The following is a 15,760-nucleotide window of genomic DNA, read 5'->3' as shown; positions in this document are numbered from 1 at the left end:
TCTCCTGAAAGACCGTTCAATAAAACTGGGTTGATTGCATCCGAGTGCCGATTTGACGGCCAACTCTGCCGGCAACGGCAAAGCTGGTTTTTCGAACTGGCTCCAACCCCAACCAGACCGGCAGGGGACCGCCATGCTTTCTTTCGTAATCCGGCGTCTCGGCACCATGGCATTGACGATGCTGTGCCTGACGATGATCGTCTTCTTCCTGATCAACCTCGAGCCGAATTTGAAGAAGCTGGCAATCAGCCAGACCGAAATGCACACATCGGCCGAACAGCTCGAAAGCTGGCTGGTCAACCATGGCTACCGGCAGAACTTCTTCGTGCGCTACGGCCAATGGCTGGGCGTCGTCCCGAAGCAACCGGTGACCGATCCGGCGACCGGCAAGCCGACGCAGCGTTTCTCCTTCTGCAACGAACCGCTGGAGCCGAAATTCTCCGGCATCCTGGAAGGTGATTTCGGCTGCTCGACCAAGTTCAAAACCACCGTTGCGTCAAAGCTATTCCCCGCACTCGCCGCCACCGGTATCCTGATGCTCTGCGTGCTGTTGGTGATGGTGCCGATTTCGCTGCTGATCGGCATCCTGGCCGGCATGCGCGAGGGCTCGCGAACGGACCGAACACTGTCCGTCGCATCGATCGCGTCGACGGCGACGCCCGAATATGTGTCGGGCGTCATCTTCACCGTCATCTTCGCCTCCTGGCTCGGCTGGCTCAACGGTTCGGCCGCCTCGGCAAGCCAGGGCATCACCTTCTACAATTTCACCCTGCCGGTGATGACGCTGGCGATCTACGGTATCGGCTACATCGCCCGCATGACGCGCGCCTCGATGGTCGAGGTGATGACGCAGCAATATATCCGCACCGCCCGGCTGAAGGGGCTTTCCTTCGGCAGCGTCGTCGTCAAGCACGCGCTGCGCAATGCGCTGATCGCGCCCTTCACCGTCATCATGCTGCAATTTCCTTGGCTGCTTACCGGCGTCGTCATCGTCGAGGTGATGTTCCGCTACCAGGGCTTTGGCTACACGCTGGTCGAGGCCGCCGGCAACAACGACATCGATCTGCTGCTTGGCTGTTCACTGGTGTCGGTGTTCATCGTGCTGATCACGCAGCTCATCTCGGATGTCGGCTACGCGTTCCTCAATCCGCGTATCAGAGTTCAATAGGGGGCTGGGGCAGATGCAGGTCGAATATATCGGTGCCTTCAATGTCGTGCTCGGCGTGATTGGGCGTTTCTGGCCGGTCTGGTTAGGGCTTGCCCTGGTGATGGGGGTGAGCTTCACCTACAAGAAAAGGCTCGGCCTCTACGGCCAGTTGTTCGATAGCGGCGTCGGCATAGTCGGTGTCGGCATCTGCCTGTTCTGGCTGTTCACGGCAATCTTCGCGTCGACCGTCGCGCCCTTCGATCCGCTCGCCCAGGTCCCGATCATGAAGGATGCGCTGCCGGGCGCGCTCGAGCCGGTATCGAAACTCATCTACTATTTCGGCGGCGACAAGCTCGCCCGCGACGTCTTTTCGCGCATGGTCTATGGCAGCCAGATCGTGCTGATCATCGCGCCGGCGGCGACCGGTTTCGCGCTGATGGTCGGCATCACGCTCGGTCTGCCCGCCGGTTACTATGGCGGCCGGATCGACACCGTGCTGTCCTTCCTGGCCAATCTGGTGCTGGCCTTCCCGGTGATCCTGCTGTTTTACCTGCTGGTGACGCCGGGCATCATGGATACGCCGATCCCCTACGCCATGGCCGGGCTGTTCTTCCTGTTCCCGATCATCTTCTTTTCGGTGCTGTTCTGGACCCGCTACAAGAACCGGCCGGACCGCCTCTATATATTGCTCGGGCTGACGCTGATCATCGGCGGCTGGGTCTATGCCGGCCTGGTGTTCGACGCCGATCCGTTCAAGATCATCCACATCGATCCCAACCAGCTCAACATCTTCGTGGCGGTGGTGTTCGCCTCCAGCCCCGGCGTGTTCCGCATCGTGCGCGGCCTGGTGATGGACATCAAGACGCGCGACTATGTGGCGGCGGCGCAGACGCGCGGTGAATCGCCTTGGTACATCATGCTGTGGGAGATCCTGCCCAATGCGCGCGGACCGCTGATCGTCGATGCCTGCCTGCGCATCGGCTACACCACGATCCTGCTCGGCACGCTCGGCTATTTCGGGCTGGGCCTGGCGCCGGAGAGCCCGGATTGGGGCACCGCGATCAAGGACGCCAGCCGCCTGCTGCGCTCGTTCATCCACCCGGCGCTGCCGCCGACAATCGCGCTGATGTCGTTCGTGCTGGGCTTGAACCTGCTTGCCGACTCGCTGCGCGAACAATCGATGAAAGACTGATCTGCGGGTCCCGCGAGCATGAAAATAGGATTGGAGCGACCCATGAATGAGGCAGTTCGAAATCCCGGCAAGCCGACCCTTGGGCCAAGCGCTGCGCCGATCATCGAGATCGAGAACCTGTCGATCTCCTTCTTCACCCGCAAGGGCGAGATCCCCGCCGTCATGGACTTTTCCTGCACGGTGATGCCGGGCGAAGCCATGGGCATCGTCGGCGAGTCCGGCTGCGGCAAGTCGACCGTGTCGCTCGGCATCATGCGCGACCTCTCCAACATCGGAAAGATTGTCGGCGGCAAGATCAAGTTCCAGGGCAAGGACATGGGCGAGCTGTCCGACGAGGAGTTGCGCTCCATCCGCGGCAACAAGATCGCCATGATCTACCAGGAGCCGATGGCGAGCCTCAATCCGGCGATGAAGGTCGGCCAGCAATTGATGGAAGTGCCGCTGATCCACGACAAGGTGTCGAAGGAAGAGGCTTACAAAAGGGCGCTCGAAATGGTGCGCTCGGTGAGATTGCCCGATCCCGAACGCATGATGCGTTCCTATCCGCACCAGCTGTCCGGCGGCCAGCAGCAGCGCATCGTCATTGCCATGGCGCTGCTGTCGAAGCCGGCGCTGCTTCTGCTCGACGAACCGACGACGGCGCTCGACGTGACGGTGGAGGCCGGCATCGTCGAACTGGTCAAGGGGCTGGGCGAGAAGTTCGGCACGTCGATGATCTTCGTGTCGCACAATCTGGGCCTCATCCTCGAGACCTGCGACCGCATCACGGTGATGTATTCGGGCGAAGCGGTCGAGACCGGCAAGATCAAGGACGTGTTCGACCGGATGCGTCACCCCTATACGCAAGGGCTGTTCCGCTCGATTCCGCTGCCGGGCGCCGACAAGAATTCGCGGCCGCTGATCTCTATCCCCGGCCAGTTGCCGCTGCCGCATGAGCGGCCCAAGGGCTGCAATTTCGGGCCGCGCTGCCACCATTTCGTCGAGGGCGTCTGCAACGCCGCCGAAATCCCGATGATCGAGGTCGCCGGTCACGAAGGGCATTTCTCGCGCTGCGTGCGCTTCAACGAGATCGACTGGGAAGCGCTGCCTCCCGGCGCCAAGAAGGTCAATGAGAAGGTCGTGCCCGGCGCCCCGGTGCTCAAGATCGAGGATTTGAGAAAATACTACAAGGTCGGCGGCAGCGAAGTGTTCGGCTCCAGCGAAGGCCGCGTCGTCAAGGCCAATGAGACGATCTCGTTCATGGCGCGCGAATCCGAGACCGTCGCCATCGTCGGCGAGTCCGGCTGTGGAAAGTCGACACTGGCCAAGGTCCTGCTGGGGCTGGAGACGGCAAGTGCCGGCACAGTGACGCTGGGCAACAAGGAGATCCAGTCGACCGGCATCGAGAAGCGCAGCGTCGAAACGGTGTCGTCGATCCAGATGGTGTTCCAGAACCCGTTCGATACGCTCAATCCCAGCCACTCCGTCGGTTCGCAGATCATCCGCACGCTGGAAAAATTCAAAGTCGGCAACAATGTCGCCGAGCGGCGCAAGCGCATGCTGGAATTGCTCGACCTGGTGAAGCTGCCGCGCGCCTTCGAGACGCGCAAGCCGCGCCAGTTGTCGGGCGGCCAGAAGCAGCGCATCGGCGTTGCGCGCGCCTTTGCCGGCGATGCCAAGGTGGTGGTGGCCGACGAGCCGGTGTCGGCACTCGACGTCTCGGTGCAGGCGGCGGTGACCGAGTTGCTGATGGACATCCAGCGCAAGAACAAGACGACGATGCTGTTCATCAGCCACGATCTGTCCGTCGTGCGCTACATCGCCGACCGGGTCGTCGTCATGTATCTCGGCTACATCGTCGAGCAGGGCACGACCGACCAGATCTTCGCGCCGCCCTACCACCCCTACACAGAGGCGCTGCTGTCGGCTATCCCGATCGCCGACACCAGCGTGGTCAAACGGCACATCGTGCTCGAAGGCGATATCCCGTCGGCGATGAACCCGCCGAGCGGCTGCCCGTTCCAAACGCGCTGCGGCTACAAGAGGCTGGTGCCGGACAATCTGTGCGAGACCAAGGTGCCGCCGGTGAAGCATCTCGGCGATGGCCATATGAGCCTGTGCTGGCTGTCGGACGATGTGCTGGCGACGATGGAGCCGGTGATCAAGTTCGACAGGGAACACGCAGCGCATGAGGGCGTGCCGGAAGACGCACCGGATGGGATCGGCCCCGGTTTCGCCGGCGAACCGCCGAAGCGCCCGCATGGCAAGAAGCCGAGCTGACCAGCCATAGAGGCAATGCCGCTCGTTGGCGCATTGCCGCAGCGTCGCCATAGCTCAAGGAACGACAGCTACGTTCGCTTGAATATTGCTGTCCATTGCTTTATGTGATGCGTGATGTTTGATGCGCGGTAGGGAGCATGTTGTGAGAACCACACTTGCAATCGATGACGATGTCCTACTTGCGGCCAAGGCCATGGCGCGACAGCAGGACCGCAGCGTTGGCGACGTCATTTCCGATCTGGCTCGCCGCTCACTGCGCAGGCCCCCGACGGGCGGTGAACGCAACGGCATCCCCTTGCTTGCATCGCGGCCCGACGGCCCGATGGTCGATCTCGAAATGGTCAATGCGCTTCGCGACGAATTGCCGTGACCTTCCTGCTCGACGTCAATGTGTTGATTGCGTTGATCGATCCGGCTCACGTCGCGCATGAAGATGCCCATCGGTGGTTCCAATCCACCGGGCATTTATCATGGGCAACATGTCCCATTACCGAGAATGGCGTCGTCAGGATTGTAAGCAACCCGAAATACCCCAATTCTCCGGGTTCGCCCGCCGTGGTGGCGCAGATTGTCGGCAAGCTGCATGCCCTTTCAGGACATCAGTTCTGGCCTGACGAGATCAGCCTTGTCGGTTCCAACGACATCGATGCAGCCAGGATCCTCACCCCGGCACAGGTAACGGATAGCTATCTGTTGGGACTCGCCAAGGCGCGTGACGGCCAATTGGCGACGTTTGACCGAAAGCTGTCGACGGCAGCGGTAAAGGGAGGGAGGTCGATCCTCCACCTGATCCCAAGCGAATGAATGGCTGAGTTCCGCTTCGATCGCAAACTGCGTGGCTGCAAGACCGCTTGGCAACGTCAGCTGCCGCATTGCTGCAGCTGTTCGGCATAGTCGCGGGCCATCTTTTCGGTCGCCCTGGCATAGCCCTGCACGCCGGCGTCACCACGGTTGCCACGGCCGTAGGCGGTCCAGCCGAGATAGTAGGCGAGGTAGAGATTGTAGGTGTCGTTGCGGGCGACGCCGAACGTGTCTGATGTCTTGGAATGATACCAGCCGACGAAATCGACGGCATCGGCAAACTTGGTCCGCCTCGCCGCCCAACTGCCGGTTTCGCTCTGATATTGCGACCAGGTGCCGTCGAGCGCCTGCGAGAAACCGGTGGCTGACGAGACATGTTTCCACGGAATGAAGCCGAGCAGTTTGGTACGCGGCGGCCTGGCATTGCTCTTGAAACCGGATTCCTTGCGCACCGTCGCCATCAGCACGGGGACGGGGACCCCGTATTTCTGCGAGGCGCGCTCGGCGGCCGACTGCCAGTTGTCGAACCAGCCGTCGTTCTGGTCGAAGACGGCGCAGACATCGTTGATATGGTTGGGCGGCGTCGCGCAGGCCGGCAAAGCCAGCAGCACGCCAACCGCTACAATTTTACTCAAACTCGAACTACGCATTGGAAAACGAATAGGCCGAAATCATAAAGGGAATCTTTCGGCGTTTCTTAACGGCTTGCCGGCCTGGCTGCGCTCAGTGGGTCTGTATCATTATTCCGACCTTTCGCGTCGCCTTTATCTCCGTCAGAATTCAAAAATGCCGCCTTGGCTAAAATCACGTCCGCGAAGGGCGGATTTCTGACAGCGATGTCCGGATGCCGGCGCTCTGATGCCAGGCATGAATGAACCAAGACGAAAGCGCGGCGCGGAGCGAACCAGCAACCGGGGGCCTGCCGCCATCCCGCAACTTCCACTGCGGCGGGTGACCAATCCCTATCCGCCGATGGCGATGCTCTCAGTCGACCAGGTCGAAACGATCCACCAGGCGTCGATGCATATTCTGGAAAATTTCGGCATCGAGGTGATGTCTCAGCGGGCGCTGGCGCTGTTCGAGAAGGCGGGCGCAAAGGTCGACCATGCAACGGCGAACGTCCGCATCGACCGGGGCCTTGTCGCCGAGGCGCTGAAGACCACGCAGTCCAGCTACCGGCTGACGCCGCGCAACCCCGCCAACACCATTCATCTCGGCGGCAACACGATCAATTTCACCCTCGTCGCCGGGCCGCCCAATGTGCACGACATGGAGCGCGGCCGGCGCGCTGGAAACTTGCACGACTATGCCGATCTGACCCGGCTGGCGCAGCATTTCAACTGCATCCACATGCTCGGCAACCAGGTCTGCGCGCCGGTGGAACTGCCGGCGAACACCAGGCACATGGATACCTATTTCACCAATCTGACGCTGACCGACAAATCCTTCCATGTCTCGGCGATCGGACGAGGCCGGGCGCTGGACGGCATCGAGATGATGGCAATCGCGCGCGGGCTGACGCTGGACGAGATGCGCGATGATCCCGGCATTGCCACCATCATCTCGGTCAACTCGCCGCGGCGTTTCGACGAGATGATGGCCGAAGGGCTGATGACCATGGCTGAGTTCGGCCAGTCGGTGGCGGTGACGCCGTTCACGCTGATGGGCGCGATGAGCCCGGTGACGCTCGCCGGCGCCCTGGCGCAGCAGAATGCCGAGGCGCTGTTCGGCGTGGTGCTGACGCAACTGGTGCGCCCCGGCGCGCCAGTGATGTACGGCGCCTTCACCTCCAACGTCGACATGAAGTCGGGCGCGCCGGCCTTCGGAACGCCGGAGAACACCAAGGCCAACATCGCCTCGGGGCAATTGGCGCGGCGCTACAATCTGCCCTACCGCACCACACCGGGGTCGGCATCGAATGCGGCGGACGCGCAAGGCGCCTACGAGACGCTGATGGCGCTGTGGGGCGCTGTGCTCGGCCACGGCAACCTCGTCTATCATGCCGCCGGCTGGCAGGAGGGCGGGCTGACGGCATCGTTCGAAAAGCTCATCATCGATGTCGAGATGATCCAGCACATGATGGAATTCCTGCGCCCGATCGTCGTCGACGAGGCGGAGCTTGCTGTCGAGGCGCTGGGCGCGGTGCCGACCGGCGGCCATTTCTTCGGCGAACCGCACACGCTGGAACGCTATGCCACCGCCTTCTACCAGCCGATGCTGTCCAACTGGCAGAACTACGAGGCCTGGCAGGAAGCCGGCGGCCTCGACACGACGGCGCGCGCGACGCGGCTGTGGAAGAAGGCGCTGGAAGACTATGTCGAGCCTGTGATGGATATCGCCGTGCGCGAGGCTCTGGAGGCGTATGTGGCCAGGCGCAAGGAAGCGATCGGGCAGGGCGAGCCGTGACTTTTTCAGCGTCGGCGCGCGGCGCTGCCTTTCTGATTCACCTTATCTCCTCAACTCGTTGATAACAGAGCAAAACTCATGAAATCGCATGCAAAGGTCGTGGTCATTGGCGGTGGCGTCGTCGGGTGCTCCGTGCTGTTCCATCTGGCGCGTCATGGCTGGACCGATGTCGTGCTTTTGGAGCGCGACGAGCTGACCTCCGGCTCGACCTGGCATGCGGCCGGCGGCATGCACACGATCAATGGCGACCCCAACGTCGCCAAGCTGCAGAAATACACGATCTCGCTCTACAAGGAGATCGAGGAGCTGTCGGGGCAGGCGACCGGCGTGCATCTGACCGGCGGCGTGCTGCTGGCGGCGACCGAGGCGCGGCTCGACTGGCTGCGCGGCGTCGTTGCCAAAGGGCGTTACCTCGGCATCGAGCTCGAAGAAATATCGGCCAATGAAGCGGCCGAGCTGATGCCGCTGCTCGACCCGAAACAATTCGTCGGCGCCGTCCGCAACAAGGAGGACGGCCATCTCGATCCCTCCAGCGTGACGCATGCCTATGCCAAGGCCGCGCGGAAACTGGGCGCCGAGGTCGAGCGCTTCACCAAGGTCGAGGACATTGTGCGCCGGCCCGACGGCATGTGGCGCGTCATCACCAACAAGGGCGAAGTGGTGGCCGAGCATGTCGTCAATGCCGGCGGGTTATGGGCGCGCGAGGTCGGCCGCATGGTCGGGCTGGAGCTGCCGGTGCTGGCAATGGAGCACATGTACCTGATCACCGAGGATATGCCCGAGGTCGCTGCGTGGAACGCCAAGACCGGCACCGAGATCATCCATGCCGTCGATTTCGATGGTGAGCTGTACCTGCGCCAGGAGCGCGGCGGCATGCTGATGGGCACGTACGAGAAGGCCAATAAGGTCTGGTCCGAATTCCAGACGCCGTGGAATTTCGGTCATGAATTGCTGGAGCCGGACATCGACCGCATCGCGCCGTCGCTTGAGGTCGGCTTCCGCCATTTCCCGGCCTTCGAGAGGACCGGCATCAAGCAGATCATCAACGGCCCCTTCACCTTCGCGCCGGACGGCAATCCGCTGGTCGGGCCGGTGCGCGGCCTGCCGGGCTTCTGGGTCGCCTGCGGTGTCATGGCCGGGTTCAGCCAGGGTGGCGGCGTCGGCCTGGCGCTGTCCAACTGGATGATCGAGGGCGATCCCGGCGCCGACATCTGGGCCATGGATGTCGCGCGCTACGGCGACTGGGCGACGATGGCCTACACCAGTGCCAAGGTGCGCGAGAACTATTCGCGCCGCTTCTCGATCCGCTTCCCCAATGAGGAACTGCCCGCGGGGCGGCAGCTGAAGACGACTCCGATCTATGATCTGCTATCGGCCAAGGGCGCGCAATGGGGCGTGTCCTATGGGCTGGAAGTGCCGCTATGGTTTGCGCCCGAGGGTGTCAGGGACGAGTTCTCGTGGCGGCGTTCCAGCGATTTTTCCCATGTCGCCAATGAGGTCGCGACGGTTCGTGAGAGCGTCGGCCTGGCGGAGATTTCGAACTTCGCCAAATACAAGGTGACGGGCGAGGGGGGGGCCGCTTGGCTCGACCGGATCTTTGCCTGCAAGTTGCCCAAGCCAGGCCGCATGACGCTGGCGCCGATGTTGAAGGACGACGGCAAGCTCATCGGCGATTTCACGCTGGCCAATATCGGTGCCCCCAATTCCAACGGGACCGAGTGGTTCATCGCCGGCTCCGGCATTGCCGAGCAATATCATATGCGCTGGTTCGAGGCGCATTTACCTGCGGATAGCTCAGTGCGCATAGAGGCGCTGGGGCAGAGGCTGACCGGCCTCGCCATTGCGGGGCCCAAGGCGAGGGAGGTGCTGGCAAAGGTCAGCCGCGCGGATGTCGCCAACACCGCATTCCCCTTCATGGCGGTCGCGAAAATGGACATCGGCACGGCGCCGTGCCTGGTCGGCCGCGTCAGCTACACCGGCGATCTCGGCTACGAGATCTGGGTGGCGCCGGAATATCAGCGCGCTGCCTTCCGGGCGTTGATGGCGGCAGGCGAGGAATTCGGCCTCGGCCTGTTCGGCTCGCGCGCGCTCAATGCGCTGCGGCTGGAGAAAAACTACGGCTCATGGGCGCGCGAATACCGGCCGATCTACGGGCCGCTGGAGGCCGGGCTCGACCGTTTCGTCGCCTATGGCAAGGATGCCGATTTCATCGGCAAAACCGGCGCTCTTGCCGAGCGCAAGCAGGGCGGCAAGCTCAGGCTGCGCACATTTATCCTCGATGCCGACGATGCCGATGTCATCGGCGACGAGCCGATCTGGTTCGATGGCGCGGTGCGCGGCTGGGTCACGTCAGGCGGCTATGCGCATCACTCGAAAAAATCCGTCGCCATCGGCTATGTGCCGAAGGAGATCGCCGATGAGAGCGACGGCTTCGAAATCGAACTTTTGGGCAAGCGCCACGCGGCGCGCGTTCAGGCGGCGCCGCTCTTTGACGCGAACTTCGAGCGAATGCGCGCCTGAAGCGCTTCGGCTTCGCCAAGGCGCTTCAGATTCTTGTTTTGTGCAAGTCGTTTTTTGTGCAAGTCGTTATCCCAAAACCGCTGCGCACTTTTGGGCGACATGCATCAGGCGCGTCAGGTGCTGCGGCGGTTGTCGAGCGCGAAAGCGCCGGCGCCGGCAAACACCAGATAGAGGAAGATGAAGCAGAAGGAGATCGCCGCATCGCCGCCATTGTTGACCGGGAAGAAGTCGCGCGGATAGTGCGCCATGAAATAGGCGATGGCCATCTCGCCGGCCAGAAGGAACGCGACCGGGCGGGTCAACAGACCGAGCGCCAGCAGGATGCCACCGGCGAACTCCAGGATGCCTGCCGTCGCCGTCAGGCCGGTAAGAGCGTGAGGCTCGGCGCTGACCGGAAAATTGAACAGTTTCTGCGAACCATGCTCGATGAACTGCAGGGCTGTGATGATGCGCAGGACGCCGAGTGCCTGCGGCTGAAATCTGGCGAGACCGTCAAAAAGCTTCATCTAAACTCCATTTTTCCAACCCTGCGGCCCGGCCATAAATTATCACCCGGCGCTGGACCATTCACTTCGCGTGGCCTGCCATCAACAATCGGTGATTGGAAATCACTTCCAGTCTGGACTCCGAAATTCGTTCTCGTTATGGTTGCATACAGCTCGTTTAAGTTGTATACCTGCATGTAGACACTCCAAACCAAACGGGTTCCTTAGCCATGAAAAAAGTCGCCATCAGCCTGTTCGCAATCCTCGCAAGCACCAGCTTCGCCATGGCCGCTGATGCCGGCTGCGATGCCTTCAAATGGCCGGTGACACGCGAGCAGGAACTGTTTCCGGCAGCGCCCGCCGCGCAGTCCGGTGCCTCTCTTGCTTTCGGCGAAGCCGCGGATATGGCGCTGGAGCCGGTCGATGCGGTTAGCTTCACCGTCTCACCGCAACGCGCGCCGGCAGCCGGCACGTTCGGCGCGACGGCAAACGTGGCCGTGCCACCGGAAGGAGAGCTCCAGATCAGCCTGTCCGATGAGGCCTGGGTCGACGTCATTCAGGATGGCCAGGCCGTGAAATCAGCCGGTTTCAGCGGCGTGAAGACCTGCCCCGGCATCCGCAAGAGCGTGCGCTTCAAGCTGACGCCTGGCGCAGCCACGATCCAGCTCAGCGGCGCCAGGAAAGAGAACCTCAAGGTCGCGGTGCTGGCGCCGGAGTGACCGCGCCCGGACGCCTCTCATCGCACCGGCGGCGCGATGAGAGCAGTTCCGTGCAGGCGAGTACCGGAGGGGATCAGCGGCCGGGCGCGATCAGCGCGAAATAGGCGCCTTGCGGATCGGTGAACTGGGCAATCCATTGGCCGGTCGGCACCGTCATCGGACCCATGACGATCTTGCCGCCATTGTCGGTGACACGTGTGGCGGCTGCGTCGATGGCGTCGACATTGAAGTAGAACAGCCACACCGGCACCGGCAGCTGTTGTGGCTTGTTCATGATGCCGCCGCCGGATTCAGGGCCGGCCGAGAAGGTCTGATAGATGCCCATCTCGCCGATGTCCATGCTACCGGCATCGGTCCAGCCGAACTGGCTGGAGTAGAAATCGAAGGCCTTCTGGCGGTCGGACGCATAAAGCTCGTGCCAGCCGACATGGCCCGGCGTCGTTGCCGGAAGGACGGGCTGGTCGGGGCCATTGGGCTGCAGGAACATGAAGGCGGCGCCTTGCGGGTCGGCGACGACGGAGAAGCGGCCGACGCCGGGAATGTCGTCGGGTCCGCGGTGAACAGCCCCGCCGGCCGCTTTCAGCGCCTCGGTCGAGGCATCGGTATCGCTGGTGTGGATATAGCCGAACCAGGCCGGCTTCAGACCCGTCCTGGCTGCTTCCTCGGGCAGGGTCATCAGCCCGCCGACGCCACGCTCGGCGGAGTTCACCACGATATAGCGCGGCATGCTGGGCGCTTTGTCGAAGGGCTCGGCCCGCCAGCCGACCACGGTGGTGTAAAATGCTTGCGCCGCATCGAGGTCGCTGGTCATCAACTCGTACCAGAAGAAGGGCATTGCGGATTTCGGCATTTTCGGTCTCCTCACCTTCATGCATAGATCGTCGTCCGATCGATACAAGGACGATTTCGGCGGCGCGAATCCGACAGCGAAGCGGAGAAAGTTCAACGGCTGCGTTGACACATCGTTCCGCACTTCGTCCCGCTCGACGCCTTGCACGTGCGGCGGTTTTCGACTTTCCTTGGGCAAACGAGGGGTAGTCGTTTCATGCGCCTTATGTCGCTCACGCCTGAGCTTGTGTCACTGTGTCATCGCGAAGAGGTCGATCCCGGGCCGGACGGCAGTTGGACGCAGCTGAACGATGAGGATTACCGGACATTAGCCTTGCGGCTGTCTGAAGAAGCAGACGAGGGGCCTTTGTGGGTGTTCGCCTATGGCTCGCTGATCTGGAAGCCGGCTTTCGAATCCGTCGAACGCCAGCGCGCGACTGCGTTTGGCTGGCATCGCTCCTTCTGCCTCGACATGGTGCGCTGGCGCGGCAGCGTCGCGCAGCCGGGGCTGATGATGGCGCTCGAACGCGGCGGCCGATGCGACGGCGTCATCTACCGCCTGCCCGACGGCGACAAGCCGGAGCAGATCGAAAGACTGTTGCGGCGCGAGATCGACGACCATGAGAGTGTCAGCTCGGTCCGGTGGGTTCCCGTGCGCACGGAGCAGGGCCGGATACGGGCGCTCGGCTTCTGGGTCGGGGTGACCGGCAGGGGAACGTCGCTCGGGCAGCCGCTGGACACGGTGGCGGGGGTGCTTGCCAGAGCCTGCGGCCATGTCGGCTCGGGCGCGGAATATCTCTACAACACCGTCAGCCACCTCGAGGAATTCGGCATCCGCGACCGCAATCTGTGGCGGCTGCAGCAACTGGTTGCCGACGAGATCAGGTCGATCCATGGCGGCCGCTCAGATGCCAGCCTACAGCTGGCACCTTCGTAGCGAACAGCCACCAATCTTGGCCTGTGCCGGAGCGTATGCGGTTTCAAGGCGTTTCGCTCCCCGGGTGATCAGATCCAAGAAGGAGTGGCTTCACGAGCAATGACCTCAACCGTGCATTCGAGACTGAGCAGCAGAAAATGCGTACAGTCTTCTGTCGGGCCAAGTGTCGATCGCAACCAGTGCGAGTTCTCCACTCGCAGGATCGGCCACCTGTAGGAGGCTTGCCTGCCAGATCCAATCAATGGGATCGAGGTGTCCGCACGGATTTTGGTCAGTCCCAGCATGTCATCATGGGCAGCCAGGGCTACTACCCCTTGAAAATCGATCTTGAGAGTTCGTTCCGATGTCCCGAAGTCGCCTTCGACGGTCAGCTCAAAGTTATTGTCGGATTTTAGACGCCACACCTGACAGGCAGCCAGAGGTAAATCTCCCACGGGCTCCCACCGGTGAGCCGTCTCCCTATCATCGGTCATCGCCTTTCTCCGTTGAATGAAAGCCGCGCATCGTGCTCAAGCGCCCTATCATTTCGCGCTGGCCTGGAACAGCTTGCCGCGACTTGGAGCTTGTCGCGCTCCCCTCTTTGAGGACGCAACCGTCACTCATAACATGAGCAACTAAATCATATTATCAGCTAATCTTTTCAGCGGCTTGGGTCGAAAATTGACCAATTGATAAAAAAATAAAACGTGCTAGCCTTCCCCAAAACGAAAACAGGGGAACTGACGATGCCAGAAGGCCAGTTCAAGGACGGCATTGCCGGCGGCCGGCTTGCCGCCGACCAGTACGCCGAGAATTTTTCCGATCTGCATCCGCCGCTCGATCACCACGAAGCGCTGGTCGAATCCGATCGCTGCTATTTCTGCTACGACGCGCCGTGCATGAATGCATGCCCGACCTCGATCGACATTCCGCTGTTCATCCGCCAGATATCGACCGGCAACCCGATCGGTTCGGCCAAGACGATTTTCGACCAGAACATACTGGGTGGCATGTGCGCCCGCGTCTGCCCGACCGAGACGCTTTGCGAAGAGGTCTGCGTGCGCGAGGTGGCGGAAGGCAAGCCGGTGCAGATCGGCCGCCTGCAACGCTACGCCACCGATGTCGCCATGGCCGAGCACAAGCAGTTTTATCCGCGCGCTGAATCGACCGGCAAGTCGGTCGCCGTCGTGGGCGCCGGACCGGCCGGTCTTGCCGCGGCCCACCGGCTCGCCCGCCAGGGCCATGACGTCACCATTCTGGAAGCCCGCCCGAAGGCCGGCGGCCTCAATGAATATGGCATCGCCGCCTACAAGAGCATCGACAATTTCGCCCAGGCCGAGGTCGACTATGTCACGGGGATCGGCGGCATCGATATCCATAACGGCAAGGCGCTCGGCCGCGACTACCAGCTGTCGGACCTGATCCTGAATTACGATGCCGTCTTCCTCGGCATGGGGCTAGGCGGCGTGAATGCGTTGCGCGCGGATGGCGAGGACGCCGATGGCGTTGTCAATGCGGTCGAGTTCATCGCCGAGCTACGCCAGGCCAGCGATCTCGCGAGCCTGCCGGTCGGCCGGCGCGTCGTCGTCATCGGCGGCGGCATGACGGCGATCGATGCCGCGGTGCAGTCGAAGCTGCTCGGCGCCGAGGAGGTGACGATCTGCTACCGGCGCGGCCAGGAGCACATGAACGCCTCCGAGTTCGAGCAGGATCTGGCCGCGGCCAACGGCGTCACCATCCGCCACTGGCTGCAGCCGAAGCGGGTCATCGCCGAGGCTGGCAAAGTGTCGGGCATCGAGCTCGAATACACCGCCATGAACGGGGACAGGCTTGCCGGCACGGGCGAGACGCTGACGCTTACCGCCGACCAGGTGTTCAAGGCCATCGGCCAGAGCTTTGTGCCGGCCGCGCTTAATGGAAGCGGCGCCTCGATCGATCTTGAAGCCGGCCGCATCAAGGTCGATGCGGAAGGCCGCACCTCGCTCGCCAATGTCTGGGCCGGCGGCGACTGCATCTTCGGCGGCGACGATTTGACGGTCTCGGCCGTCGCGCAAGGCCGCGACGCGGCGGAGAGCATCAACCGGGCCCTGCGATGATGGCGCCGCTCCTCGCTGCCGTCATCGGCACCGCGGCAATGCCGGCGGCTTCAGGGGATTATTGGCTCTATGCGCAATGGTGCGACCAGAACGGTGAAGAGCGGATGATCGTCGAGGCGTCCGGCGTCGGCTTCAGCGAGCACACGATCTGCCAATGGACAGCCGGGCCGCCAACTGGCGACCTGGTACAAACGACGGTTTCATGCGCCAGCGTCTATCTCAACGGGGACGAGACCGTGCGCATGGACGAAAGAATGGTCGGGTTGGAGGCGCGCAAGGGCGATCCGGACCAGATCACGGTAACGGTCGAAGGCGAACCGCCATCGGTTTTTCTTCGATGCGAGGAATGATCCGATAGGCAACGCTTTAAGGTGGCGGTAAGCCCGCCACG

General features: G+C 62.4%; 15 protein-coding genes. 11 read left to right on the top strand and 4 right to left on the bottom strand.

The genetic code is table 11. From position 1 onward, the window contains the following. Positions 1 to 133 precede the first annotated feature (133 nt). The 5 genes from NKJ88_RS25710 to NKJ88_RS25690 all read left to right on the top strand — a co-directional run bounded on the left by NKJ88_RS25710 (position 134) and on the right by NKJ88_RS25690 (position 5,402). The gene (locus NKJ88_RS25710) at positions 134 to 1,168 is read left to right on the top strand and encodes an ABC transporter permease (protein ID WP_023687977.1); all 1,035 of its coding nucleotides are present in this window, start codon (positions 134 to 136) and stop codon (positions 1,166 to 1,168) included. 13 nt (positions 1,169 to 1,181) lie between these two features. Continuing rightward, positions 1,182 to 2,339, top strand: a complete 1,158-nt coding sequence (locus NKJ88_RS25705) for an ABC transporter permease (RefSeq protein ID WP_023690814.1) — start codon at positions 1,182 to 1,184, stop codon at positions 2,337 to 2,339. 42 nt (positions 2,340 to 2,381) lie between these two features. Next, positions 2,382 to 4,598 (top strand): dipeptide ABC transporter ATP-binding protein, encoded by a 2,217-nt coding sequence (locus NKJ88_RS25700; protein WP_023804942.1) that lies wholly within the window; start codon positions 2,382 to 2,384, stop codon positions 4,596 to 4,598. Positions 4,599 to 4,740: 142 nt separating this feature from the next. Next, the gene (locus NKJ88_RS25695) at positions 4,741 to 4,968 is read left to right on the top strand and encodes a hypothetical protein (protein WP_023668191.1); all 228 of its coding nucleotides are present in this window, start codon (positions 4,741 to 4,743) and stop codon (positions 4,966 to 4,968) included. Continuing rightward, positions 4,965 to 5,402: a TA system VapC family ribonuclease toxin gene (locus NKJ88_RS25690; protein WP_352446056.1), complete on the top strand. Its 438-nt coding sequence runs from the start codon at positions 4,965 to 4,967 to the stop codon at positions 5,400 to 5,402. The genes NKJ88_RS25695 and NKJ88_RS25690 overlap by 4 nt, the downstream gene beginning before the upstream one ends. A 56-nt stretch (positions 5,403 to 5,458) precedes the next feature. On the opposite strand, the gene NKJ88_RS25685 is transcribed toward NKJ88_RS25690, so the two are convergent. Next, positions 5,459 to 6,049 (bottom strand): transglycosylase SLT domain-containing protein, encoded by a 591-nt coding sequence (locus NKJ88_RS25685; RefSeq protein ID WP_352446054.1) that lies wholly within the window; start codon positions 6,047 to 6,049, stop codon positions 5,459 to 5,461. Between the two features lie 217 nt (positions 6,050 to 6,266). On the opposite strand from NKJ88_RS25685, the gene NKJ88_RS25680 reads away from it, so the two are divergent. Both NKJ88_RS25680 and NKJ88_RS25675 read left to right on the top strand, forming a co-directional pair. After that, positions 6,267 to 7,805 carry a trimethylamine methyltransferase family protein gene (locus NKJ88_RS25680; protein WP_023690816.1) on the top strand — a complete coding sequence of 513 codons (1,539 nt, stop codon included), beginning with the start codon at positions 6,267 to 6,269 and terminating at the stop codon, positions 7,803 to 7,805. Positions 7,806 to 7,883: 78 nt separating this feature from the next. Further along, positions 7,884 to 10,325 carry a GcvT family protein gene (locus NKJ88_RS25675; RefSeq protein WP_352446052.1) on the top strand — a complete coding sequence of 814 codons (2,442 nt, stop codon included), beginning with the start codon at positions 7,884 to 7,886 and terminating at the stop codon, positions 10,323 to 10,325. Positions 10,326 to 10,438: 113 nt separating this feature from the next. Here the strand turns inward: NKJ88_RS25675 and NKJ88_RS25670 are convergent, their stop codons facing one another. Further along, entirely contained in the window at positions 10,439 to 10,831 is a 393-nt protein-coding gene (locus NKJ88_RS25670; protein ID WP_352446050.1) for a DoxX family protein, read from the bottom strand. Positions 10,832 to 11,040: 209 nt separating this feature from the next. On the opposite strand from NKJ88_RS25670, the gene NKJ88_RS25665 reads away from it, so the two are divergent. Next, positions 11,041 to 11,529, top strand: a complete 489-nt coding sequence (locus NKJ88_RS25665) for a hypothetical protein (protein ID WP_023690819.1) — start codon at positions 11,041 to 11,043, stop codon at positions 11,527 to 11,529. 73 nt (positions 11,530 to 11,602) lie between these two features. Here the strand turns inward: NKJ88_RS25665 and NKJ88_RS25660 are convergent, their stop codons facing one another. After that, positions 11,603 to 12,379, bottom strand: coding sequence for a VOC family protein (locus NKJ88_RS25660; protein ID WP_352446048.1), 777 nt, complete (start codon positions 12,377 to 12,379; stop codon positions 11,603 to 11,605). Between the two features lie 195 nt (positions 12,380 to 12,574). On the opposite strand from NKJ88_RS25660, the gene NKJ88_RS25655 reads away from it, so the two are divergent. Further along, on the top strand, positions 12,575 to 13,294 hold the full coding sequence (locus tag NKJ88_RS25655; RefSeq protein ID WP_352446047.1) for a gamma-glutamylcyclotransferase: 720 nt from the start codon (positions 12,575 to 12,577) through the stop codon (positions 13,292 to 13,294). 68 nt (positions 13,295 to 13,362) lie between these two features. Here the strand turns inward: NKJ88_RS25655 and NKJ88_RS25650 are convergent, their stop codons facing one another. Beyond that, the gene (locus NKJ88_RS25650; protein ID WP_352446045.1) at positions 13,363 to 13,767 is read right to left on the bottom strand and encodes a hypothetical protein; all 405 of its coding nucleotides are present in this window, start codon (positions 13,765 to 13,767) and stop codon (positions 13,363 to 13,365) included. A 252-nt stretch (positions 13,768 to 14,019) separates the two neighbouring features. On the opposite strand from NKJ88_RS25650, the gene NKJ88_RS25645 reads away from it, so the two are divergent. Further along, positions 14,020 to 15,369 carry an NAD(P)-dependent oxidoreductase gene (locus NKJ88_RS25645; protein ID WP_352446043.1) on the top strand — a complete coding sequence of 450 codons (1,350 nt, stop codon included), beginning with the start codon at positions 14,020 to 14,022 and terminating at the stop codon, positions 15,367 to 15,369. Continuing rightward, positions 15,366 to 15,719 (top strand): hypothetical protein, encoded by a 354-nt coding sequence (locus NKJ88_RS25640; RefSeq protein ID WP_023741726.1) that lies wholly within the window; start codon positions 15,366 to 15,368, stop codon positions 15,717 to 15,719. Before NKJ88_RS25645 ends, NKJ88_RS25640 begins: the two co-directional genes overlap by 4 nt. Positions 15,720 to 15,760: the final 41 nt, after the last annotated feature.

The organism is Mesorhizobium sp. M0016 (assembly GCF_040324035.1).
Classification (GTDB): domain Bacteria; phylum Pseudomonadota; class Alphaproteobacteria; order Rhizobiales; family Rhizobiaceae; genus Mesorhizobium.
This window is presented reverse-complemented; position numbering and strand designations above follow the sequence as displayed.

Excerpts from the sequence above, each read along its gene's own strand:
- NKJ88_RS25710 (WP_023687977.1), top strand. The coding sequence starts at position 134 with ATGCTTTCTTTCGTAATCCGGCGTCTCGGCACCATGGCATTGACGATG.
- NKJ88_RS25705 (WP_023690814.1), top strand. The coding sequence starts at position 1,182 with ATGCAGGTCGAATATATCGGTGCCTTCAATGTCGTGCTCGGCGTGATT.
- NKJ88_RS25700 (WP_023804942.1), top strand. The coding sequence starts at position 2,382 with ATGAATGAGGCAGTTCGAAATCCCGGCAAGCCGACCCTTGGGCCAAGC.
- NKJ88_RS25685 (WP_352446054.1), bottom strand. The coding sequence starts at position 6,049 with ATGCGTAGTTCGAGTTTGAGTAAAATTGTAGCGGTTGGCGTGCTGCTG.
- NKJ88_RS25680 (WP_023690816.1), top strand. The coding sequence starts at position 6,267 with ATGAATGAACCAAGACGAAAGCGCGGCGCGGAGCGAACCAGCAACCGG.
- NKJ88_RS25675 (WP_352446052.1), top strand. The coding sequence starts at position 7,884 with ATGAAATCGCATGCAAAGGTCGTGGTCATTGGCGGTGGCGTCGTCGGG.
- NKJ88_RS25670 (WP_352446050.1), bottom strand. The coding sequence starts at position 10,831 with ATGAAGCTTTTTGACGGTCTCGCCAGATTTCAGCCGCAGGCACTCGGC.
- NKJ88_RS25665 (WP_023690819.1), top strand. The coding sequence starts at position 11,041 with ATGAAAAAAGTCGCCATCAGCCTGTTCGCAATCCTCGCAAGCACCAGC.
- NKJ88_RS25660 (WP_352446048.1), bottom strand. The coding sequence starts at position 12,379 with ATGCCGAAATCCGCAATGCCCTTCTTCTGGTACGAGTTGATGACCAGC.
- NKJ88_RS25655 (WP_352446047.1), top strand. The coding sequence starts at position 12,575 with ATGCGCCTTATGTCGCTCACGCCTGAGCTTGTGTCACTGTGTCATCGC.
- NKJ88_RS25650 (WP_352446045.1), bottom strand. The coding sequence starts at position 13,767 with ATGACCGATGATAGGGAGACGGCTCACCGGTGGGAGCCCGTGGGAGAT.
- NKJ88_RS25645 (WP_352446043.1), top strand. The coding sequence starts at position 14,020 with ATGCCAGAAGGCCAGTTCAAGGACGGCATTGCCGGCGGCCGGCTTGCC.
- NKJ88_RS25640 (WP_023741726.1), top strand. The coding sequence starts at position 15,366 with ATGATGGCGCCGCTCCTCGCTGCCGTCATCGGCACCGCGGCAATGCCG.